Here is a 17628-nt window from a genome sequence, read left to right as displayed (position 1 = left end):
CGGGAATCAGGATTTTCTGGGGGGAGTGAAGATTTTCTGGGGTGGGTTATCTTTGCTGGCAGAAATTATCCGGGTGAATCTTTGCCCGTAGAGCCTCGACGATTTTAGTATCAAGCTCATACCGACCCAGAAGAATGTCGAGCGACTGGGCTTTTGCGTTCAACCAGGCAGCGTGCGCAGCGGCTTCTGTCTCGAAGTAGCCGAGTGATTGGCGAACATCTCCAATTTTGCACTGGGATTTGAATTTCCCCGACGCCTTATCGAAGCTCGCTCCTACCAACCCAACGGACTTCGGTTTGCATCGCGTGAAAAAGAGATTGACGGCTTTAGGGATGAAGCAGCATGTTTCGGGAGAGTAATGGCTTCCGTCGCCGAGAATATCTTTATCCAGCTCATTGCCTTGCCATGGCATTGCCTGCATCCATTCACGGAATGTGGAAAACCTCTGCCATTCATCGCTGACCGTTACGTGCAAATAACTAGGGTGTACCGCTTTGTGTTGAGCGCTGATGCTTCGTCTAAGCATGTCTGCCCAGCGTTTATAGAATGGGCACTCGAATAAGTAATTCACTTTCCTTGCGCCGTTAACTCTGGTTGTCTTACTGACTTGCACGGTATAGCCCGCGTCGTTTATTCCCCAGCCGTGAATCAAGCTACTCATGACTGGCAACCCTCATGCAAAGGATCTCATTCTTGAGGTCGTCGACACGCTGATCCGCTGCGTTCAGGAGCAGCTGCAAGGCGTCACGCTCGGCGGTGACCCGGTCGAAGTCTGCTGCGAGAACCATGCGCTCGCTGCGGTCGCTGTGATTGACGGTGTATCGAATAACTTCGCTCATGTTGGAGTCCTATGCCGGGTCATGCCCGGGCGGTGGAAGGGTTCAGGATTTTTAGAATTGGCGGAAATGCGCGCATAGATTCTTGCGCTGCTGGAGGCCGAGCATCAGCGTGCTGACCTTGGTGCCTTTGAGGAGCACCGTGGCCGGCGGCAGCTTCACGTCACATGGCAGCACCTGCTCGCCGCGGGCAAGCGACTCTTCAACGTGCCGCGCCATCTCTGACCAAACGTGAATCTCAAGTCGAACTTCGGCGCGCACTGCTTCGATGATCCACATCGGCACGGTTACCAAGCGCTCGTCGCGCGGGGCTGATGCTTGTTCAGTGGGCATGGTGATCCTCGCCGGCTGGCGTGATTCGTAAAGAAGAGGGGGTTTGATTCAGGCGAATATGTCGAGCTGCTTTGACGATGCCTGCTTGTTCAGCAGCTCAAGGCGCGCCGCTCTTATCTCGGCGGCATGGTGGTCGTTGTCGGACTCAATGAGGACAACCGATCCATCCGGTCGCCGTATCTTCCGGTTGCCGCGTTCACCGCGCTCTATCGCATAGCCGAGGCGCAGCCATAGCCCGTTTGGACTTTCGGGTTGAGGGGTCATGCGGCTTGCTCCAGGCTTTCGATTTCGTCCCCGGGGTCTCGTCGTATTTCCAGCAAGCTCTGGTTGTGAAATTCACGCGCCACGTTTTCACTGATTACAATATCGTGGCGCTGATTCAACGCATTGCGAGCGCCTTCCGGCCCAAGCGAGTGGACATAGCGCAAGCAAGCCTCTATGACCGAGGCCTGCTCTTTATCCTCGTTCCAAGCCATGAGCGTTTCCAGCGTCTGCCGAGTGCCGAGCCGGCAGCGATGCCGCAATTCCTTCTCGTCGTACTCGACTCGCTTTGCTGCAGCTTTCGCCGATCTTTCCTGTCCGGTCTTGGCCATGGCTTACCTCTTCTATTCCGCTGGCCGGGATTCCCAGCCAGGTCTGTCGTTTGCGTTGCTGAACTCGAGCGATCCTGCGCATTAGCCTGTCGCCGGGAAGTCGAGGGCGAAGTCATTGATCAGCTTTCGACAGAGCGTCTCGCTGATTTCCAGATGCCTGCTCGCCTTGTACCGAGACATGCCGGCCGCTTTGCACTCCATCAGCCGCACAGCCAACGCCTCTTTCTCGGCTGTGCTGATGATCCGGCCACGCTTTGATTTGACCGGTGCGATTCGCCCGTACCCGTAGCGAAGTGGCGGCACTTCTGGTGGCGATAAGCTGTCTTTGCCGACGCCGCGAGGGATGTGCTGGATTGATCCGTTGGCCGCGAAGAACGCAGCTTTCGCGACATCCAGTTCACATTGGCGCTCGGTGCTTTTTACTATTGCTGGGTCCATATCAGTCTCCTTTCGATCGACTGTCGATATCGATGTGATGGATTTCCGCGAGCTCGCGAAGCACGAACCGGGTCAATCCCAGTGCCGCGCAGATCTCCACCTGAGAGCGAGTGCCGGCCAGCGCTTTGATCTGAGCGACCATTGAGGCCCTCTTCTGTCGGCGGGCTTCCATCGTCTTGGCGGTGCAGGTCGAGAACTGGACGCCATGCTCGATGGCGATTCGGTTGAGAGAGCGGGTGGAGCGATGCAGCGCCTTCGACGCGGCGAAGATTCCCGCGTCAGCGAACTGATGCAGGGCTTGGGCGATGGCCGGCTCTGCGGCCTTGTGGGCGTCCCATCTCATGCTGCTTTGCTCCTCATCCGTTCGCGCATTTCCTTTTCAAGCCCTGCCAGCTCTTCAAGGAAGGCCTTGATCTCGGCTTCCATCTCGCGACCACGCTTGAAATCGAAGTCGTAGCGAAAGCATATGTATTGCAGCTCTTCAGGAAGGCGGTCGTCGTAGCTCACGAAGTCGGCCCAGTGGCGGCCAGTGCAGGCCATCTGGGCAAGCATCTGCCATTCGTATTGCGGATCGTGACGTCCTGACTGCATCGTCGCGATATGGGTTGCCGTGTTGGGGCACTTGATCTCCAGCACGCCATCGTCCCCGGCAAGGCCGTCAGGTGATGCCCCGAATCCTTGGATGGTGGGGTGCATGACCAGCCCGGTTTCGACGACCATCAGACCCTTGTCTGCCTCGTAGGCCATGCAGGCGAATGGCTCAAGCTCAACGCCGCGCTGCACTGCGGCATTACGCGAGAGGTCGGACCCGCCTTGTTGGCCGGTAAGGCGTTCGCACAGCAGCTCCATCATGTAGTTTTTGCGAGTGGCAGACGGCGCGCTGCCTCGCCCGTTGGCCATGACATCCTTTACGCGGCTGGCCGTGACGTTTCCGAGACGTGCCGCAAACCATTCAGCGCTACGCTGCTCCATCTAAAACCTCCTCGGCCTGGCCTTCGATTGGCGCAGCCTCTGCTTTCAGGGTTTCGCTGCGCTTGGTCACTTCCGACTTAAATCGGGAATGACCTGCAGCGTCTTTGGCTTGCTTCATGGCTGCGGTGCCTTGGTGGTAAACCTCGGCGAGCGCTTCCAGGCTTCCAGCCTTCAGGGCTAAGTCGATCCAGCTGTTCACCATCTCAGGATCGGTCGGCGCCGAACCGGGCATGCCGGCCAAGCCTTCGCCGCCATCCGTGTTCAGGTGGTGGATGGCCTGTTCGAGTCGATCAGTCTTCGGCCAGTACTTGTAGCCGCGCTTGACGACGGTCTTCTTGGCCATCTCGCCAGGGTCAGTGACCCACGGGCAAGACTTCTGCTTACTGACCCATGCCTTCCAGGCGCTTGACCGGTCGCGGATGGCGTTGACGTCATCGATGCTCATCGTTTCCGTGAGGTAATCGCCGTCGGCGGTTTTGACCACCACGTAAACGCCAATGGCGTCGCCGCGATCCTTGGCGAAGGGGTTGTATGAGTGGGAAGGTGGTTTGTCGAAGCCGTTCAGAGTGAATGAATCGGCCGCATAGACGAGTTCAGCCTGAGCCCAGCGGATCGCGCCGGTTGCCATCGCCAAATCCATCAGGCCGATGTAACTGATGTCGAGGCAGATCTTGCCGTCGCGAGGGACCAGATAGGCCTGTTTTTTGGCCGGGTTTAAGCTGATGCCGATCGCAGCGATGTTCGTGATCGCATTGGCTACCGACTGCCGGTTCTGCATGGCGATTTTGGTGGCGTACTCGCCGGAGGTAATGACCTGAATGGCGAACTCAGCTTCGCGCTCGAAGTTAAGCGAACGATCAGTCAGGACGTTGGCGAACTGGTTTCGCACCGCATAGATGTCTTGCGTGATGGTTGCGATTGCTGTGCTCATGTCGTCCTCAGTATTGAATGCTGATTGCTGGGATAAAGCCGCTGGCGATCACTTTCACGGCCAGGCGGGCGCATTCCTCGCTCATGCCGTTGGCAATGAAGGCCTCTTTGGCTGCCTTGTAGATGGCGCCTTTGTGCGCCTTGTCAGCTTCGCGGGCCTGAGCCTGCTCCAGTTCAAACGCTACGGCTGCGGCTTGGCGGGCCAGTTCGTTCTGACGCGCTTGCTCGACTGCTTGTTCTTGGCGCAGCACTGCGGCGACTCGTTCCTGCTCGGCTCGCTGTTCGGCGGCAACACGACTGGCTTCGGCCTGCGCCGCTGCTGTGCGGGCTTGTTCGGCCTGTAGTTCCAGTTGCATGAGCTGGCGTTCGGCGGCGGCCTCGGCGTCCCGTGCAGCCTGTTCAGTGGCGCGTTGCGCGACTGCTGCCTGATCAAGTAGCTCCTGTTCTCTGCGTGCTGCGGCATCACGTTCAGCCTGTGCCCGCTGCTCGGCTTCGATACGAGCCTGTTCAGCAGCAACGCGGGCAATCTCTGCCTCACGGTCACGCCGTGCTTGCGCTTCGGACTCGGCGCGTAACCGGATCAGTTCGGCCTGCTCGGCTTCGTACTGGGTGCGCTCGGCCATCAGAACGCGCAGCTTGGCAAGCGTCTGATCCTTCACCTGGGCGGCCTCAGCAAGAAACTCTTCCCAGCTGTCATCCATCGGCACCAACTCGAGGTTGGCAATGAGCTGACCAACCTCTGCGGCGGTCGGCGTGGCATCCAAAACGAGCAGGTCTCTCATGCTCTGGATGCGATCGACGTGTCCGTCAGTGCGGGCAAGCTCGGCCTGCTCCCATTCCGTCAGCGGCTGGCGAGTGGCATCGCGGAGGGCGTCCATCTTGGTGACGAACTCACGCAATTCAGTCTCGACCACCTTCGGCATTTCCTTCAGGCGCTTCAGGTAGTCGCGGCCCGGCTTTTCGACAGCAGCCTTTGACTTGCTGACCTTCGCAGCCAGCGAGGCAATGCGCTCCCGGCCTTTGCGGGTGGTCAGGTCTGGCACTTCTGCGGAGACTTCAGCAGCTACCGCTTCTAGGAAGCGACCCAGGCCGCCAGTAACGTAGATGGCCGGCGCGTTATCGGCGCTGATGTCATCAATGGTGATGACTTGCTGTTCTGCGGACATAAGGAATCCCTGCCGCGATGCACGCAGCGTTTGAAGGTGGGGTTATTGGGTGATGCAATCAGCGAGGGCGCTGAGCAACATCACGAGAGTGGTGCCGGCCAGAACGATTCCCGAACCTCTCCAGAGGTAGATGCGCTTGGCGCGCTGGTAGGAGGTCACTGCGCTGCCTGCTTACGCCATCCCGCGTCGTACAGTCGACCTGCCTGAATCAGCGCAAACGCGTTTTCATCCTGATAGCAGTCTTTCAGCAGTTGCCGGCACGCCGCCTCCCGTTCATCCGCCGCTATCCGCTCGGGGGTCCGAATGGGGCGCATACGCCTTCCTTCATCCGTGTACATCGCCAGCTTGTTTCCGAACTTGACTACGCAGAATTCTTCGCGGCCTTCCGGGTCTTCGCCAACAGCTACGCAAACACCTTTGTGCCACATCTCGAATTCTTCGCATGCAAAGCCAGCTTCCAGCTCAGTACCAACAGGCGGCAGGCCTTCGCCTGTCCAGACAACAGGTCGCTCAGTTAAGCCGTGAAACGCAGAAAGCTCGTATCCGGTAGTGCCGAACTCCCAGATACCTATGTCCTCAACATACTGATAATTCTTTTCGCCAATCCAGGCGGCCTGGTTAAAACTATTGAATCCATGCCGCTTCGCCCAGTGCGGCGCCTTGCTCCAATCAATATTCATGCCTTCACCTCATAAGCCACAGTCCACTCACCACACATGCAGGCCCGACCACTCCATGCATGCACGTTCGGGATGCCGGCATCGTGGGCCAGCGACAGGGCGCCCAGCCACTTGGTATGGGTAAAGGCGAGGATCATGCGGTCGGCGGCCAGCTCTTCAATCTGCTCGTCGATCAGCGATTTAACCGGTGCAGTCGTCATGCAACCCTTCCTTGTCGGCGCTCATAAACACGGCGCAGGCGTTCGGTGTAGTGGGCTTCTTCGTCCGCAGTGATAACGCTCAGGGTGCGGAAGATCAGCAGGGCGGTGTTGGCCGAAGCCCTCACTGCGATTGCGCTGCATTGCGTGTCGATCATGCTTGCGACATAACCGTCGAGCATGCCGATGGCCAGATCGTGGCTGCTGGTGCTCATGCCGCCCACCGACCATTCTTGCGGCGTTGCATGGCGTCAATCTCAACCCACAGTGCGGTTTCAATCTGTTGGCCGAACTGGTGAGCCACCACCGGCAGCTGATGCGGCCTAACGTCCATTGGCACGCCATCATCGTCATAGCAGATGGCCGACTCGACTTTGAACTCCAGCTCGCGGCTGCCGTAAAAGTCCCAATCGCTGTTCCAGCTGTTAAAGCAGGGCGCGATATTCTCGCAATGGGTCACCTCCACCTGGAGGACGAACCCTTCAACAATCACTTCGTAAGTCATGGTCGCCTCCAAGTGGCGGTTGGTTGAATTCACTCGGCTGCCTTCGTTCCTGCCAGTTGCCGTTGGGCGCAAGGGAAGGCATGCGACTGAGTTCAATAAAAAGGCCCAGTCGAAACCGGGCCTTTCCCTCTTTACGTAACAGCCTGCGGAGCCATGTGGGCCGCGCAAGTATCTGAAGTTCACATGGCTGCCAATCCTCCGTACTGGTTTTCAACTGCAGCGGCGTGCTCTGGCAGCTGGGTGCAGGTGGGCGGTTATAGGCCGCGATTTCGTCCGCATCGGTAGATCAACTGACTTCATAGCTCGACCCGCTTCGGCATGCGCATGAGCGGCGGGGTTGTCCTCGACCAGTTGATCTACCGATGCGGCCTCTTTCGAGGTCATCGGGTGGGTTCAAGGCAGCTTTCAGCGTGACCACCCACGCTCCCAACCATCGCTGCATAAGGGCAGTTTTCGTCAGGCTGACGTGGAGCAGGCCCATACATTCCGTTTCAAGTGCTGCCGACGACAGCTACACGGTTTGCAGTGGGGCCTGACATTCTTACAGCGTCAGCCCGTGCTCAATGCAGAACTGAATCTCTGCGTCGTATCCAGCACGGCTCAGAACCTGCTGTCCGTTCTGGTCGTAGATCGCTCGGTGGAAGCCAGGGCCATTCCGGCGCGGTGTCCGCTCAACCGTATAGCCGTGGCGCTGGTAGCAGTCGTTGGGGCTGTTTGGGTTAGGCATCGTCTTACCCTCCAGGGTGTTTGATTTCCCGTCTGGCCCTGTCGCCAAGGCCAGCCAGTGAAATCTGTTTTCTCCACCACGCGCATCGCCTCGGTTTCCCCACCTGGCCGGGTCACACATTTCGTGTGCAGTGTTATTCCCGGCTGGCTTGCGTGGTTTCGCGTACTCACATCTGGTGAGCACGGCCAGTTCCAGAGCTGGCATGGCATCGACTATTTGTTGCTCGCACTTACCGGATCGGGTCCGGGGTAGTCGATGGCGAGGATCCTGAACTGTTAAAGAGCGGTGGGTCTGTTGAGGCCCTGTCCAACTGCTCTTGTGTTTGAAGTGCAAGTCGGCTTGCATTAATAAAAGCATGCTGGTGTTTCGAATGCAAGCACGCTTGTATTTATTTTTCGTACTGTACGGATATACAGCAAACAAAAAGGAGGTTTTATGGCAAAGCAGAAGGGTGGCGCGGCACAGGCTCAACGGCATGTAGTGAGCGGAATAGAGCGGCTGGGCTTGAGGGTTTCGTCAATGATCAACCATCCAACCGCGCAGCATCAGCGGTGGGTGACCATTCACAGATTGGACACGGACGGAGATCGGGAGTGGGACGAGGTGATGGGGTTATTGTCCGAGACGGACGATCTAGAGATGACATTCAACGATGACGATTCAGTCACGCTGAAGTGGGAAGCGCGATCTGATGAGGATCGAGTGGTAGAAGCAGAAGATTTTGAAGTGGCGGCGGAGCCCGCGCCGTTCTGACATACAAAAGGCCCGCATCTTGGCGGGCCCTCGCAACCTCAGTTAAAGGCTTTCCAGCCGAGCCAGCCGAAGAAGCAAAGGCCGGCCGCGACAGTGAGCATGTCCTCCATCTTGGGTCTGGTCCTCTCGGTCAGCGCCGACAGCAGCGCACCGGCCAAGAGCAAAACCATCCCAGCGGTGAACAGCTTCCCTGATGAGTCGACGTTGAGGGCGTAAAGGCACAGCTCCAGCAAGACCATGAGGCCGCCGGCGAGAAACGTCATAGTGGTGAGCAGAGAAGCCTTGGTGTTCATCTGTGCGAGATCAGTGGTCATGGCCATCCCTCAAGCTTTCTTCGCGTTCCAGATCAGCAGAACCTTGGCGTGGATCCTGACGTCATCAATCAGCGCCTGCTGGTTTTCGTAGTGTTTGTTGTCCGAGATGAGCAGGTAGTGGTCAGCATCGATCATCTGCAGACGTTTGATGTAAAGCAGGTCGTGCCAGGTGATGACATATAGACCTTCACCAATAAACTCGGACACGCCACGATCAACCACGACGGGGTCCTTGTCATTGATCGTGCCTTCCATGCTCTGACCCCAGCCAGTGATCAGTGCCAGGGCTGCGGCCGACGTGTAGGTCACTCCCTTCTCGCGCAGGACATCTTCGCGCACCACCAGGTTGCGGATGGCTTCATTGTAATCGGCCGGCACCTGTCCATGACCCATCGCGGCACGGATGTCGTACTGTGGGATCAGGATTTCGTCGGCTGTCGCTTTGATGCCCGAGAAGTCCGCCGCGATTACATTCCCCGATCTCACCTCAAGCGCCGTCTCTTGCACTGCATCAGCGATTTTCTGCCGAGCGTCTTCCGGTAAATTCTTCCCGTGCTTGGCCAGCATCTGGCGAACGATGTCAGCCGACGACTGGGTCTCGGCCTGAATCGTGACCAGCTCCCTGCGGCGCGGCGGCTCGCCCTTACCGGAAAGCAGCCAGTCGACGGTCGTGTCGTAGCCCTCGGCAATCGCGCTCAGGTTTTCATTCTTTATGTTGCTGGTGTCGCCGGCAAACCACTGGCGCACAGCTTCATAACTGACCCCGCAAGTGGTCGCGATGTCTCGCTTAAAGCCGCGAGCGCCTACCTCGGGCTTTCTGGCTAAAACGAGTTTCGTAATTCGATCAGTAATTTTCATGCGAGCAATCTACAAGAGAGCTTGTCAAGCATGCTTGCCTTGCAAACACAAGCATGCTTGAATATGGGTAAGCAAAGGAGGTCGGCATGACCAAAACACAAGCAATCAAGCATTTCGGCTCCGTCTCGGCGCTGGCTAAAGCACTCAGCGTCACCTACGAGGCCGTCCGCCAGTGGGACGGCGTGCCCGAGTTGCGCCAGTACCAGATCGAGCGAATCACTCAAGGTGAGCTGAAAGCTGAGCAGAAATCCCAAGCTGCGTAGCCGTGCCGTCCTACTCAACATTTCTGAACCTTCAAAAGCCGCAAGGAGCAACACATGTACGAAGACCCTAAGCACTTAAATCACAACGAAACAAAGGTTCGTTTGAGCGATGAATACGACAGCTATCTGCGATCGCTCGCCAAGATCCACGGAACCCAGAAAGCCGTTCTGGCGCGGGAAATTCTGAAAGCTGCCATTCAGCAGATGAGGGATGAGCTTACCCGTGTTCAAGACATGGCCTGAAGGCCCGCAATGGAGGCTCTATGCCTGAGAACCAGAGCGATCTGTCTTTGGGACAGCTCGCGGATGCTGAAGACATCCAATTCCTTGAACAGGCAGCCGCCGAACTTGGAATCACGCCACAACAACTGGTGAAGGAATTGATTGAGCGCCACATCGTTGCCAGGACAAGACCGAAGACGATGCCGGGGACAGTTCAGCCATTCCGGCGACCGTACAACCCAGCGAGAGCTGGGCCTGATGAGGGCCTGAAAAGTGAATGAAGCCAAATCGCAGACACAAAAAAGCCGGGGCGCAATCCCGGCTTTTCGTGCTGCACATAACTTGAAACTCTGTGAGGCCGATTATGCATACCTCTGACATTGATGTACAGGGCCTGAAAAAGTCCGCGACACATTTTCTGCAATCGCAAAACGTGTCGCGCTGCAATTTCCACCTCGACGCAGCAATGAGCGCCGCGAAGCAGATTCGCTTCCAGTACTCCAAGCCATCCAAAAATAAGCTCGTGCGCGAATGCCTTGATCATCTCCAGGCTTTCCTGGCGTCGTCGGAAGGCGCTCGCCCATGAACAATGTCATTCCTCTCAAAATCACCGGGGGTTTCACCCGGATGGAAAACAAGCTCATCGAAGCCTTGATGGTTGTCGATCTGCCTGGGCGAGAGCTGAAGGTTGCACTGTACGTGGCCAGAGCCACCATAGGCTTCCATGTGCCCGAAGCTCGCATCCAGGCTACCGAGATATCCAAGGCGACAAACATTCATCCTGACGTCGCTTCCAAGGCCATCAGCCACTTGCTCAAGCGCCGGATTCTCTACCGCGTTGGAGGAGCCCGTGGCGATATCGGTATCAGCGACCCCTCTGAATGGATCTTCTACGACACCAAAAATGAATGTCCGAATCAGACCATATCGTCCGACTCGGATCATTCGGACCGAGTCGTCAGTATTGCGAGACAGACCAAATCCGACGACTCCCTTCTTTATACAAAGAAAGAACCCCTAGTAACTGTTTCTACGAAACAGATTACTGCCCCCCAAGGGGCGAAACCCACCCAGCCTGAAATCAAAACCGAAAAGCCAGCAGCTCTGGTTTCGTTCGATGGTGAAGATTTCGAAGTCGACGCCACCCTGATCACCAAGTGGGCAGAAGCCTACTCGCCGACCGATGTTGAGGCCGAGATCAAGCGTGCCGCCGCCTGGGCCAGTGGGAGCAAGCCGAAAAAGGACTGGCGCCGCTTCCTGGTCAACTGGTTGGGTCGCGAATTCAAGAAGAATCCAAGTGGCGCGTCTGAGGCCGGCGTCCCGGTGGACAAGATCATCGACCTGTACCACAAGGTCTGCCCGAACCTGCCGGCCGTCACCGTGGCGAGCGACAAGGTTTTGCGCAGCATGATCGCCGAGCGCTGGAACGAGTCGCCGACTCACCAGAGCGGGCAGGGCTTCTGGCTCCCGTTCTTCCAGAAAGCAAACAACCGAAGCCAGGTGTTCTTCCGTGGCGCCAACGTCGCGCCGCGTCTTGAGGCCCTCGTTAGTCGCGCAGTCTTTCGCGAAGTGTCGGAGGCATCCCAATGATGGAACTTCGAAGCCTTGAGGCCGAGCACGGCGTGATTGGCGCCATGCTCTGCCAGCCCCACCTGATCGATGTGCTCAGCGACCAGCTATCCGCTGACGCCTTTTCGTGGGATGACAACGCCGAGCTGTACCGCCTGATTCTGGAAATGCATGCCGATGGCCAGCCAGTCGACATCGTAACCCTGAACGACCGCCGCGCTGAGCTTGCGAGTGGTGTACGTGTCATGGCGTATGCCGCCGAGATCCAATCCAACACGGCCAGCGTTGCTAACGCGATGGTTTACGCAAAGATCATTCGCGAGCGGGCCGTCTGCCGCCTGATGTCAGCTGCCGCCGCAAGAATCAACGAGGTGGCGCACGAAGAAGCCAGCATCGAGGACAAGATATCCCTCGCTCAATCGATCGTGCTTGGCCTGGACAGCAGCGGCAGCGATGGCGAGTGCCAGATGGTCGGCGACATCCTCATGGAGCACGTCGAGATCCTGCAGGATCGGCTCGACAAGTTCGCGGCGGGCGTAGCCATCGACGGTCTCGGTACCGGGCTCCCTGATCTGGATGGATTCACGCAAGGGCTTAAGTCCGGGCAGATGATCGTAGTTGCCGGGCGTCCTGCAATGGGCAAGACAACCCTGGCAATGAACATCGCCGCAGATGTGGCCATCAACCAGAAAAAACCGGTTCTGGTCATCAGCCTGGAAATGAGCAAGACCCAGCTCATGGACCGTCTGCTTGCCGCTGTTGGAGGCATCCCGCTTCCGTCGCTGAAAACCGGTGAGTGCAGCAACGACTATGTAACCGAGCTGAACGCTGCCGTGCTCAGGCTTCGCGACGCGCCGATAGCGGTGTCCGACGTGCCAGTCATGACCATGCCTCGCATCCGCTCAATTGCCCGCCGCCAGTCCCACCGCATGGGCGGCCTCGGCCTTGTCGTCATTGATTATCTCGGGCTCGTCGAAGGCGAGGGCAAGGGTCGCACCGAAGATGTCACCGCCATGTCTCGCCAGATCAAGCTGCTGGCTCGCGAGCTGGATTGCCCGGTGATCATCCTGTCCCAGCTCAATCGCGGCTGTGAAGGCCGACCAGACAAGCGCCCCGTGCTCAGCGATCTGCGTGAGTCGGGGGCTATCGAGCAGGACGCCGACATCGTCATGTTCGTGTACCGGGACGAGGTCTATCACCCGAACACTCAGGACAAAGGCATCGGCGAAATTCTCATCCGCAAAAACCGGGATGGCGAAATCGGCATGGTGCCGACCGCCTTCCAGGGCGCCAAGTCCCGCTTCCTTCCGCTGGCCAGCCACGCCCGCCAAGACAACGTCGTGAAGGTGAATTTCTGATGGATACCAACAAGCTTAAATATCTTGCCCTCGAAGAGATGAGTCTGCGCGACTGCACTAACAGCGAGCAAATTGAAAAGTGGGTGCAATCCGTAAAGATGTTGCGCATCGAAATCCCTGACTGGTGTTGCGTGGTGCTGGAGTTGATCGCTGAAAACGAAGTATTGCGCGCGAAACTTGAAGCAGCGGAGCAACGGACATGACCACTAAAACCCAAATCGGATTTGCTTGCGGCCTTGCTGGCTTCGGCATCGGTATCTACTGCGTCCTGATCACAATGGCGGTGACAGCATGATCATCACCTGGGAACAACTGAAAGCCCTGCTCAATACGTCGGTAGTAATTCACGACGGACGTGATGGGTATTCCTTCGCGAGGGTGGTGGCATGACTGACTACAGCGAATTGAAAATTATTGCCGAGGCGTGCCAGCAGCATCAGCCGCTTCGTTTCATGCGCAGTCACGGCGCGCTTTACATCCGCAACGACAACGGCATCGTCTTTGACGTGCATCAGAACCGGTCATTCCCCGAGTTCATGGCACAGAACAAGGATTACGCGGATCTGGTGCTCGCCGCCAATCCTGCGACGGTCTTGGCCCTGATCGCCGAAAACGAGCGCCTATCTGCCGATATCGAAGGTTTCGAGTCCGGCGAGCACGCTGCCCAAGTTGCTGAGGAGCTTGGACATCAGTTGTGTGCTGCGCAGGCGATGCTGGAAACGGCATATGCCGAGCGCGACCACCTCAAGGCCGAAAACGCAGGCCTCAAGACCGGCTACGAAGCCTATGAGCAGGTAGTGCAGGGGCTCAAGGCTGAGAACGAGGTTCTGCGCAAGCTCGTCCCGAGCAAAGAAATCATCTGGTGCGCCTGCGGTGACGGCCATGCGGCCAACAGCTACGGCGCGGGGTTCATGGATGCGAACAACGGCGTGTGCGCGAATTGCGACGCCGCCATGAGCAAGGAGCCTTCCCATGGTTGAGATAGTCATGCGTCACCGCACAGACACCAGCCGCCTCAATGGCTTCCTCGACGGCACAGATTTCACGAAGCCGAAGAAGATCATCATCAAGGATCTCGACCGCAGTGGGGAGCAGAACAAGAAACTTCACGCATCGCTGACCGACATCGCCAACCAGGTGGAGCACGCCGGCCGCAAGTGGGACGTGCTCATCTGGAAGCGCCTGCTGACCGCTGCGTGGTTGCGCGAGGCCGGCGATCAGCCTCAGATGATTCCTGCGGTCGATGGCCACGGGTTCGACGTGATCTACGAACGTACGTCGAAGCTGACCGTGAAGCAGTGCGCAAGCCTGTTGGAGTGGATCGCAGCATTCGGCGCCGAGCACGATGTCCGCTGGACGCAGAAGGATTTGTGGGAGGGTCGTTACTGATGCTCGCCACCAAACAACCGAAGGCCAAGACCTGCAAGAACTCAGTATGCAGGGCCTCTTTCGTGCCTCAGCGCCTCGAGCAGGCGGTGTGCAGTCCTAAGTGCGCGCTGGCCACCGCCGACGTGAACCGCGAGAAGGCACGCAAGTCGCTGGCCCAGATCGAGCGCAAAGAGATCAAGGTCCGCAAGGAGAAGCTGAAGAGTCGCGGCGACCACATCCGCGAAGCTCAGCAGGCTTTCAACGAATACATCCGCGCACGCGATCAGGCCGCCGGCCACCTCTGCATATCCAGCGGCAAGCCATTGGACTGGAGCGGAAACGCGGTAGATGCCGGCCATTACCGCAGCGTCGGATCCGCGCCGCACCTTCGCTTCGATGAGCGCAACTGCCATGCCCAGAGCAAGCAGGACAACCGGTTTCTCTCGGGTAATGCCGTGGATTACCGGATCGGCCTGATTGCGCGCATTGGCCAGGAGGCCGTCGACGCGCTGGAGTCCGACCAGAGCGTACGCAAGTACACCGTGGAAGAGATCAAGGCCATCAAGGCTCACTACCGGGCGAAGACCAGAGAACTCAAGAGGGCGGCAGCATGAGAGACGCAGAAGATCTTTTGACCCAGTGGGGCCGCTGGAGCCGTCAGCAAGTGGGTGTTCCTCGCTGCACCTCCCCCTCATACGTCCTGATGCGCGATAACGTTGAGCAAATGGATTGCCTGCCCGCCGCGAGTATCACGGACGAAGATGCGCTGATGATTGATCGACTGGTCGCTGTGATGGGCCGCAAACGCCCTGACATGGCCGCATGCATTCGCGTGTATTATCGGGGGATAGATAAGACCATGGCAGAGGTCGGCAAGGAATTGGGCTTGGCGCGGCTGAAGGTGCGCGAGCTGATCATCGCCGGCCACGCGTTCATTGAAGGATGTCTCGAGATGAGGATGGCGGCATGACAGATCTCGACCAACTTGAAATGGACCTCGCGACCTATCACTGGTCTGACGTCGCGAGCGAGAGCTTATTGCGGGAACTGGTATCGCGTTTACGTGCCGCCGAGAGAGACGCCGAGCGGTATCAGTGGCTGCGCAGTACGGGCTGCTGGGAGGATGAAGTTGATAAAATACCGTGGAGGGAGCGGCCAGATTTTCTTTGGGTCGCTTCTTCCAGGGAAGAAGTAACAAATAATGATGGCGAGAATCTTGATGCCGCGATTGATTACCTCATTGCAAGGAGCAAAGTATGATTCGTCGAGCCGGAGGATCGTCATGACTGACCGTGAATTATTGGAACTGGCAGCTATCGCTATCGGCGGCGAATATCGAGACCATGCATTAGGTCATCAATATCTCGCATTCCCTCCACACTGGAATGGAAGCGCGTGGAATCCGCTCAATGACGACGGCGATGCGCTGCGCCTGGCGGTGATGCTGGACTTCTGCGTCGAGATGAATGGGCAAGGCCCTTATGTGAATGATCGCTTCGGTAAAAGTCTGGCTGCGCACCAAAGTTGCTCGGAAGAAAACCATCTTCAAGTTGTCAGGCGTCAGATTGTCCGCGCCGCTGCCGAGATCGGTAAATCCATTGACGTGTTAACTTGAAAGTGGCACATTAACACCAGATTGCGGTTTTACCGCTTCAGATAAGCCCGGCCATTGAGTCGGGCTTTTTGTTTTATGCAGATGAATGCTCAGGCTGATGAGCAATAGCCGGTCGCGACGGTAGCGCGCTTGGGCGAACAGACGAATCAAGCAAGCCGGGGATCAGCGCCGGCCATCTGCACCCAGCTCCACCGGCAGTGAAACAGCATAACGCTGCGGATCAGACCGGAACGCACCGCCGGGTGGAAACATTCGGCGCCGGATAAAGGTAACCGGCAAAGCCCAGCCCTAAACCAGCTGGGCTTTTTTATTCCCCAATTTTGGCGAATCCGCCCCCTCGGACTTACGCCAGGCCTCGCAGGCCTTCTTATCGCCTACATCCCGAAAGGGAATACCTGAGATGCCAAAGATGACGCCTGATAAAGACCCCACGTTATGGGCAGAAGCCTTGCGGGTCTTGAGAAGTATCGTCGGCGATCCCCTTTGGCAGGGAGCAATCATGGCCGCGACTATTTCTCTCCTTCGCGTGCTGTACGACGCCAAGGAAACGAAGGTGTGGCGGGTGATCTTGGAGTCGCTCATCTGCGGCGGACTCAGCCTCTCGGCCAGCAGCATCATCAAGTGGATGGAATGGCCTGACGGGCTCTCAGTAGCGGCCGGCGGGATGATCGGATTCCTTGGCGTAACCGCCATCAGGGAATTCGTCCTCAAGTTCATCGGCAAAAAGGTGGACGTGGCATGACCGGCACCCGCGGAGTCAGGAACAACAACCCCGGCAATATTGATTACAGCCCGGCGAACAAATGGAAAGGACAGCTGGGGGTTGAGCTTGGAACGTCCAAGCCCCGATTCGCCCGCTTCGATTATCCCGAGAACGGAATCCGCGCCCTCGCCAAGCTGCTCCTGACCTACCAGAACAAGCACAACCTTAAAACAGTCAAGGCGATCATCAATCGTTGGGCGCCCAGCGTCGAGAACGACACGGCCGCATACGTGCGAGCAGTGGAGAAGAGTACCGGTACCAAACCTGGGGCCGAGATCGATCTCAAAGACGAAGCGGTTATGAAGGGTTTCGTGAAAGCCATCATCCACCACGAAAACGCCGGCTTCGAATATTCACAATCAATTCTGAATGAAGGTGTGCGCCGGGGGCTGGCATGAACGTCCTCCGAGCGATGGCGCTTGCTGCCGTGATCGCCCTGGTAGCCGTATTACTCATCGGGATACAGCAATACCGCGTCATGGCTCTCCAGGCGTCGGTCACCTTCGAGCAGGGTGAAAAGACCAAAGCCGTACAGGCCAACGCCGAGAGCCAAGCCACCATCACCACGCTACAGGCCGAAGCCAAGCGCAACGCAGCGTTTCAGGCGGACCTGAGCAAGCGCATCAAGGCCAGCGAACAAAAGGCCCGCCAAGCGAGGAAAGACTTTGAAGACCTCAAACGCAACAGCAAGCCTGTTCGTGATTGGGCTGCTCAGCCTATTCCTGGCGGCCTGTTCAAGCCCGCCAGTAGTGACAAAGACAAGCGCGCTACTAATTGAATCGCCTGAACTCGTTCCGTGTGAGCGAGTGACCACGGAAGACGCCGAGCTGCGCACCAACGGTGACGTCTGGAGCCTCAAGGATCGGGCGATCAACCTTCTCGACACCTGCGCCGATCAGGTAGACGCATCCATTCAGCGGAGTAAGAGCAAGTGACCAAGTATTTGATCAAGACCCATGACGGCGTGGTGCACACCATCAACGCCGCCACGTACGTGCAGGACTCTCTCGGTCTGCGCTTTGTGGGTGACGCTGGTGCGACCCAAGGCCTGTTCCCATTCTTCGAGTGGATGAAGGTATCCGAGGAAGAAGAGCACAGCACAGACGATCAAGCCGCGCCGCAGACTGACGAAGCCGGCACCGCCTCGCCCGAATTGGCCGGGGAGTAA

The 17628-nt window shown here is 57.7% G+C and carries 35 protein-coding genes; 18 read left to right on the top strand and 17 right to left on the bottom strand.

All coding sequences use genetic code 11. The features are described from left to right. Positions 1–46: 46 nt before the first annotated feature. From ACYZTS_RS00355 to ACYZTS_RS00285, 15 genes are all read right to left on the bottom strand, one after another. The gene (locus ACYZTS_RS00355) at positions 47–661 is read right to left on the bottom strand and encodes a hypothetical protein (RefSeq protein WP_461993198.1); all 615 of its coding nucleotides are present in this window, start codon (positions 659–661) and stop codon (positions 47–49) included. Further along, the gene (locus tag ACYZTS_RS00350; protein ID WP_461993196.1) at positions 654–839 is read right to left on the bottom strand and encodes a hypothetical protein; all 186 of its coding nucleotides are present in this window, start codon (positions 837–839) and stop codon (positions 654–656) included. Before ACYZTS_RS00350 ends, ACYZTS_RS00355 begins: the two co-directional genes overlap by 8 nt. 51 nt (positions 840–890) lie before the next feature. Beyond that, positions 891–1169, bottom strand: coding sequence for a hypothetical protein (locus ACYZTS_RS00345; RefSeq protein ID WP_461993194.1), 279 nt, complete (start codon positions 1167–1169; stop codon positions 891–893). Between the two features lie 48 nt (positions 1170–1217). Further along, complete coding sequence (locus tag ACYZTS_RS00340) at positions 1218–1433, bottom strand: hypothetical protein (protein WP_461993192.1); 216 nt, start codon at positions 1431–1433, stop codon at positions 1218–1220. Further along, on the bottom strand, positions 1430–1762 hold the full coding sequence (locus ACYZTS_RS00335; protein WP_461993189.1) for a hypothetical protein: 333 nt from the start codon (positions 1760–1762) through the stop codon (positions 1430–1432). The genes ACYZTS_RS00340 and ACYZTS_RS00335 overlap by 4 nt, the downstream gene beginning before the upstream one ends. A gap of 81 nt (positions 1763–1843) precedes the next feature. Next, positions 1844–2200 carry a hypothetical protein gene (locus ACYZTS_RS00330; protein ID WP_461993186.1) on the bottom strand — a complete coding sequence of 119 codons (357 nt, stop codon included), beginning with the start codon at positions 2198–2200 and terminating at the stop codon, positions 1844–1846. A 1-nt stretch (position 2201) separates the two neighbouring features. After that, positions 2202–2543: a hypothetical protein gene (locus ACYZTS_RS00325; protein WP_461993184.1), complete on the bottom strand. Its 342-nt coding sequence runs from the start codon at positions 2541–2543 to the stop codon at positions 2202–2204. Further along, positions 2540–3172 (bottom strand): lambda exonuclease family protein, encoded by a 633-nt coding sequence (locus tag ACYZTS_RS00320; protein ID WP_461993182.1) that lies wholly within the window; start codon positions 3170–3172, stop codon positions 2540–2542. Before ACYZTS_RS00320 ends, ACYZTS_RS00325 begins: the two co-directional genes overlap by 4 nt. Beyond that, on the bottom strand, positions 3159–4103 hold the full coding sequence (locus ACYZTS_RS00315) for a recombinase RecT (protein WP_461993180.1): 945 nt from the start codon (positions 4101–4103) through the stop codon (positions 3159–3161). The genes ACYZTS_RS00320 and ACYZTS_RS00315 overlap by 14 nt, the downstream gene beginning before the upstream one ends. Positions 4104–4110: 7 nt before the next feature. Then, complete coding sequence (locus ACYZTS_RS00310; RefSeq protein ID WP_461993178.1) at positions 4111–5268, bottom strand: hypothetical protein; 1158 nt, start codon at positions 5266–5268, stop codon at positions 4111–4113. A gap of 155 nt (positions 5269–5423) precedes the next feature. Next, a complete protein-coding gene (locus ACYZTS_RS00305; protein WP_461993176.1) occupies positions 5424–5948 on the bottom strand; it encodes a hypothetical protein in 525 nt (174 codons plus the stop codon). Then, on the bottom strand, positions 5945–6148 hold the full coding sequence (locus tag ACYZTS_RS00300; RefSeq protein ID WP_461993174.1) for a hypothetical protein: 204 nt from the start codon (positions 6146–6148) through the stop codon (positions 5945–5947). Before ACYZTS_RS00300 ends, ACYZTS_RS00305 begins: the two co-directional genes overlap by 4 nt. Further along, positions 6145–6360 carry a hypothetical protein gene (locus ACYZTS_RS00295; RefSeq protein ID WP_461993172.1) on the bottom strand — a complete coding sequence of 72 codons (216 nt, stop codon included), beginning with the start codon at positions 6358–6360 and terminating at the stop codon, positions 6145–6147. The genes ACYZTS_RS00300 and ACYZTS_RS00295 overlap by 4 nt, the downstream gene beginning before the upstream one ends. After that, complete coding sequence (locus tag ACYZTS_RS00290; RefSeq protein WP_461993170.1) at positions 6357–6650, bottom strand: hypothetical protein; 294 nt, start codon at positions 6648–6650, stop codon at positions 6357–6359. The genes ACYZTS_RS00295 and ACYZTS_RS00290 overlap by 4 nt, the downstream gene beginning before the upstream one ends. Positions 6651–7191: 541 nt before the next feature. Beyond that, positions 7192–7377 (bottom strand): hypothetical protein, encoded by a 186-nt coding sequence (locus tag ACYZTS_RS00285; protein WP_461993168.1) that lies wholly within the window; start codon positions 7375–7377, stop codon positions 7192–7194. Positions 7378–7812: 435 nt separating this feature from the next. Between ACYZTS_RS00285 and ACYZTS_RS00280 the strand changes: the two genes are divergently transcribed. Then, entirely contained in the window at positions 7813–8130 is a 318-nt protein-coding gene (locus tag ACYZTS_RS00280; RefSeq protein WP_461993166.1) for a DUF1654 domain-containing protein, read from the top strand. Between the two features lie 38 nt (positions 8131–8168). On the opposite strand, the gene ACYZTS_RS00275 is transcribed toward ACYZTS_RS00280, so the two are convergent. Both ACYZTS_RS00275 and ACYZTS_RS00270 read right to left on the bottom strand, forming a co-directional pair. Continuing rightward, positions 8169–8444, bottom strand: coding sequence for a hypothetical protein (locus tag ACYZTS_RS00275; RefSeq protein WP_461993164.1), 276 nt, complete (start codon positions 8442–8444; stop codon positions 8169–8171). 9 nt (positions 8445–8453) lie between these two features. Next, positions 8454–9302 (bottom strand): XRE family transcriptional regulator, encoded by an 849-nt coding sequence (locus ACYZTS_RS00270; RefSeq protein ID WP_461993162.1) that lies wholly within the window; start codon positions 9300–9302, stop codon positions 8454–8456. An 86-nt stretch (positions 9303–9388) separates the two neighbouring features. On the opposite strand from ACYZTS_RS00270, the gene ACYZTS_RS00265 reads away from it, so the two are divergent. The 17 genes from ACYZTS_RS00265 (at position 9389) to ACYZTS_RS00185 (ending at position 17628) form a co-directional block, all read left to right on the top strand. Then, positions 9389–9565, top strand: a complete 177-nt coding sequence (locus ACYZTS_RS00265) for a Cro/CI family transcriptional regulator (RefSeq protein ID WP_461993161.1) — start codon at positions 9389–9391, stop codon at positions 9563–9565. Positions 9566–9619: 54 nt separating this feature from the next. Further along, positions 9620–9808, top strand: coding sequence for a hypothetical protein (locus tag ACYZTS_RS00260; RefSeq protein ID WP_017133288.1), 189 nt, complete (start codon positions 9620–9622; stop codon positions 9806–9808). A 20-nt stretch (positions 9809–9828) separates the two neighbouring features. Then, complete coding sequence (locus tag ACYZTS_RS00255) at positions 9829–10068, top strand: hypothetical protein (RefSeq protein WP_461993158.1); 240 nt, start codon at positions 9829–9831, stop codon at positions 10066–10068. 301 nt (positions 10069–10369) lie between these two features. Then, positions 10370–11377 (top strand): replication protein, encoded by a 1008-nt coding sequence (locus ACYZTS_RS00250; RefSeq protein WP_461993156.1) that lies wholly within the window; start codon positions 10370–10372, stop codon positions 11375–11377. Continuing rightward, positions 11374–12714, top strand: a complete 1341-nt coding sequence (gene dnaB / locus ACYZTS_RS00245; protein WP_461993154.1) for a replicative DNA helicase — start codon at positions 11374–11376, stop codon at positions 12712–12714. Before ACYZTS_RS00250 ends, dnaB begins: the two co-directional genes overlap by 4 nt. Beyond that, positions 12714–12917 (top strand): hypothetical protein, encoded by a 204-nt coding sequence (locus ACYZTS_RS00240; protein WP_461993152.1) that lies wholly within the window; start codon positions 12714–12716, stop codon positions 12915–12917. Before dnaB ends, ACYZTS_RS00240 begins: the two co-directional genes overlap by 1 nt. Positions 12918–13100: 183 nt before the next feature. Next, positions 13101–13694 carry a hypothetical protein gene (locus ACYZTS_RS00235; RefSeq protein ID WP_461993150.1) on the top strand — a complete coding sequence of 198 codons (594 nt, stop codon included), beginning with the start codon at positions 13101–13103 and terminating at the stop codon, positions 13692–13694. Next, entirely contained in the window at positions 13687–14103 is a 417-nt protein-coding gene (locus tag ACYZTS_RS00230) for a recombination protein NinB (protein WP_150712704.1), read from the top strand. Before ACYZTS_RS00235 ends, ACYZTS_RS00230 begins: the two co-directional genes overlap by 8 nt. Then, complete coding sequence (locus tag ACYZTS_RS00225; RefSeq protein ID WP_461993148.1) at positions 14103–14696, top strand: recombination protein NinG; 594 nt, start codon at positions 14103–14105, stop codon at positions 14694–14696. The genes ACYZTS_RS00230 and ACYZTS_RS00225 overlap by 1 nt, the downstream gene beginning before the upstream one ends. Continuing rightward, the gene (locus tag ACYZTS_RS00220; protein ID WP_461993146.1) at positions 14693–15052 is read left to right on the top strand and encodes an antiterminator Q family protein; all 360 of its coding nucleotides are present in this window, start codon (positions 14693–14695) and stop codon (positions 15050–15052) included. The genes ACYZTS_RS00225 and ACYZTS_RS00220 overlap by 4 nt, the downstream gene beginning before the upstream one ends. Beyond that, complete coding sequence (locus ACYZTS_RS00215) at positions 15049–15342, top strand: hypothetical protein (protein ID WP_461993144.1); 294 nt, start codon at positions 15049–15051, stop codon at positions 15340–15342. Before ACYZTS_RS00220 ends, ACYZTS_RS00215 begins: the two co-directional genes overlap by 4 nt. Positions 15343–15364: 22 nt before the next feature. Beyond that, entirely contained in the window at positions 15365–15697 is a 333-nt protein-coding gene (locus ACYZTS_RS00210) for a hypothetical protein (RefSeq protein ID WP_461993143.1), read from the top strand. A gap of 400 nt (positions 15698–16097) precedes the next feature. Beyond that, a complete protein-coding gene (locus tag ACYZTS_RS00205) occupies positions 16098–16439 on the top strand; it encodes a phage holin, lambda family (RefSeq protein ID WP_461993141.1) in 342 nt (113 codons plus the stop codon). Beyond that, complete coding sequence (locus ACYZTS_RS00200; protein WP_461993139.1) at positions 16436–16858, top strand: structural protein; 423 nt, start codon at positions 16436–16438, stop codon at positions 16856–16858. Before ACYZTS_RS00205 ends, ACYZTS_RS00200 begins: the two co-directional genes overlap by 4 nt. Next, on the top strand, positions 16855–17238 hold the full coding sequence (locus ACYZTS_RS00195) for a hypothetical protein (RefSeq protein WP_461993137.1): 384 nt from the start codon (positions 16855–16857) through the stop codon (positions 17236–17238). Before ACYZTS_RS00200 ends, ACYZTS_RS00195 begins: the two co-directional genes overlap by 4 nt. Further along, positions 17159–17395: an Rz1-like lysis system protein LysC gene (gene lysC, locus ACYZTS_RS00190; protein WP_461993135.1), complete on the top strand. Its 237-nt coding sequence runs from the start codon at positions 17159–17161 to the stop codon at positions 17393–17395. The genes ACYZTS_RS00195 and lysC overlap by 80 nt, the downstream gene beginning before the upstream one ends. Next, entirely contained in the window at positions 17392–17628 is a 237-nt protein-coding gene (locus ACYZTS_RS00185; protein WP_461993133.1) for a hypothetical protein, read from the top strand. Before lysC ends, ACYZTS_RS00185 begins: the two co-directional genes overlap by 4 nt.

Source organism: Pseudomonas sp. TMB3-21, assembly GCF_054898145.1.
Note: the sequence above shows the minus strand (reverse complement) of the source record. Positions and strands in the feature narration are given on the sequence as shown.

What these genes read in the sequence shown, in the direction of transcription:
- ACYZTS_RS00290 (WP_461993170.1), bottom strand. Translation starts at nt 6,650, where the DNA reads ATGACTTACGAAGTGATTGTTGAAGGGTTCGTCCTCCAGGTGGAGGTG.
- ACYZTS_RS00310 (WP_461993178.1), bottom strand. Translation starts at nt 5,268, where the DNA reads ATGTCCGCAGAACAGCAAGTCATCACCATTGATGACATCAGCGCCGAT.
- ACYZTS_RS00320 (WP_461993182.1), bottom strand. Translation starts at nt 3,172, where the DNA reads ATGGAGCAGCGTAGCGCTGAATGGTTTGCGGCACGTCTCGGAAACGTC.
- ACYZTS_RS00200 (WP_461993139.1), top strand. Translation starts at nt 16,436, where the DNA reads ATGACCGGCACCCGCGGAGTCAGGAACAACAACCCCGGCAATATTGAT.
- ACYZTS_RS00215 (WP_461993144.1), top strand. Translation starts at nt 15,049, where the DNA reads ATGACAGATCTCGACCAACTTGAAATGGACCTCGCGACCTATCACTGG.
- ACYZTS_RS00305 (WP_461993176.1), bottom strand. Translation starts at nt 5,948, where the DNA reads ATGAATATTGATTGGAGCAAGGCGCCGCACTGGGCGAAGCGGCATGGA.
- ACYZTS_RS00355 (WP_461993198.1), bottom strand. Translation starts at nt 661, where the DNA reads ATGAGTAGCTTGATTCACGGCTGGGGAATAAACGACGCGGGCTATACC.
- ACYZTS_RS00250 (WP_461993156.1), top strand. Translation starts at nt 10,370, where the DNA reads ATGAACAATGTCATTCCTCTCAAAATCACCGGGGGTTTCACCCGGATG.
- dnaB (WP_461993154.1), top strand. Translation starts at nt 11,374, where the DNA reads ATGATGGAACTTCGAAGCCTTGAGGCCGAGCACGGCGTGATTGGCGCC.
- ACYZTS_RS00270 (WP_461993162.1), bottom strand. Translation starts at nt 9,302, where the DNA reads ATGAAAATTACTGATCGAATTACGAAACTCGTTTTAGCCAGAAAGCCC.
- ACYZTS_RS00275 (WP_461993164.1), bottom strand. Translation starts at nt 8,444, where the DNA reads ATGACCACTGATCTCGCACAGATGAACACCAAGGCTTCTCTGCTCACC.
- ACYZTS_RS00280 (WP_461993166.1), top strand. Translation starts at nt 7,813, where the DNA reads ATGGCAAAGCAGAAGGGTGGCGCGGCACAGGCTCAACGGCATGTAGTG.
- ACYZTS_RS00220 (WP_461993146.1), top strand. Translation starts at nt 14,693, where the DNA reads ATGAGAGACGCAGAAGATCTTTTGACCCAGTGGGGCCGCTGGAGCCGT.
- ACYZTS_RS00195 (WP_461993137.1), top strand. Translation starts at nt 16,855, where the DNA reads ATGAACGTCCTCCGAGCGATGGCGCTTGCTGCCGTGATCGCCCTGGTA.
- ACYZTS_RS00225 (WP_461993148.1), top strand. Translation starts at nt 14,103, where the DNA reads ATGCTCGCCACCAAACAACCGAAGGCCAAGACCTGCAAGAACTCAGTA.
- ACYZTS_RS00335 (WP_461993189.1), bottom strand. Translation starts at nt 1,762, where the DNA reads ATGGCCAAGACCGGACAGGAAAGATCGGCGAAAGCTGCAGCAAAGCGA.
- ACYZTS_RS00255 (WP_461993158.1), top strand. Translation starts at nt 9,829, where the DNA reads ATGCCTGAGAACCAGAGCGATCTGTCTTTGGGACAGCTCGCGGATGCT.
- ACYZTS_RS00210 (WP_461993143.1), top strand. Translation starts at nt 15,365, where the DNA reads ATGACTGACCGTGAATTATTGGAACTGGCAGCTATCGCTATCGGCGGC.
- ACYZTS_RS00240 (WP_461993152.1), top strand. Translation starts at nt 12,714, where the DNA reads ATGGATACCAACAAGCTTAAATATCTTGCCCTCGAAGAGATGAGTCTG.
- ACYZTS_RS00235 (WP_461993150.1), top strand. Translation starts at nt 13,101, where the DNA reads ATGACTGACTACAGCGAATTGAAAATTATTGCCGAGGCGTGCCAGCAG.
- ACYZTS_RS00345 (WP_461993194.1), bottom strand. Translation starts at nt 1,169, where the DNA reads ATGCCCACTGAACAAGCATCAGCCCCGCGCGACGAGCGCTTGGTAACC.
- ACYZTS_RS00265 (WP_461993161.1), top strand. Translation starts at nt 9,389, where the DNA reads ATGACCAAAACACAAGCAATCAAGCATTTCGGCTCCGTCTCGGCGCTG.
- ACYZTS_RS00330 (WP_461993186.1), bottom strand. Translation starts at nt 2,200, where the DNA reads ATGGACCCAGCAATAGTAAAAAGCACCGAGCGCCAATGTGAACTGGAT.
- ACYZTS_RS00325 (WP_461993184.1), bottom strand. Translation starts at nt 2,543, where the DNA reads ATGAGATGGGACGCCCACAAGGCCGCAGAGCCGGCCATCGCCCAAGCC.
- ACYZTS_RS00205 (WP_461993141.1), top strand. Translation starts at nt 16,098, where the DNA reads ATGCCAAAGATGACGCCTGATAAAGACCCCACGTTATGGGCAGAAGCC.
- ACYZTS_RS00230 (WP_150712704.1), top strand. Translation starts at nt 13,687, where the DNA reads ATGGTTGAGATAGTCATGCGTCACCGCACAGACACCAGCCGCCTCAAT.
- ACYZTS_RS00315 (WP_461993180.1), bottom strand. Translation starts at nt 4,103, where the DNA reads ATGAGCACAGCAATCGCAACCATCACGCAAGACATCTATGCGGTGCGA.
- ACYZTS_RS00260 (WP_017133288.1), top strand. Translation starts at nt 9,620, where the DNA reads ATGTACGAAGACCCTAAGCACTTAAATCACAACGAAACAAAGGTTCGT.
- ACYZTS_RS00350 (WP_461993196.1), bottom strand. Translation starts at nt 839, where the DNA reads ATGAGCGAAGTTATTCGATACACCGTCAATCACAGCGACCGCAGCGAG.
- ACYZTS_RS00285 (WP_461993168.1), bottom strand. Translation starts at nt 7,377, where the DNA reads ATGCCTAACCCAAACAGCCCCAACGACTGCTACCAGCGCCACGGCTAT.
- ACYZTS_RS00300 (WP_461993174.1), bottom strand. Translation starts at nt 6,148, where the DNA reads ATGACGACTGCACCGGTTAAATCGCTGATCGACGAGCAGATTGAAGAG.
- ACYZTS_RS00295 (WP_461993172.1), bottom strand. Translation starts at nt 6,360, where the DNA reads ATGAGCACCAGCAGCCACGATCTGGCCATCGGCATGCTCGACGGTTAT.
- ACYZTS_RS00340 (WP_461993192.1), bottom strand. Translation starts at nt 1,433, where the DNA reads ATGACCCCTCAACCCGAAAGTCCAAACGGGCTATGGCTGCGCCTCGGC.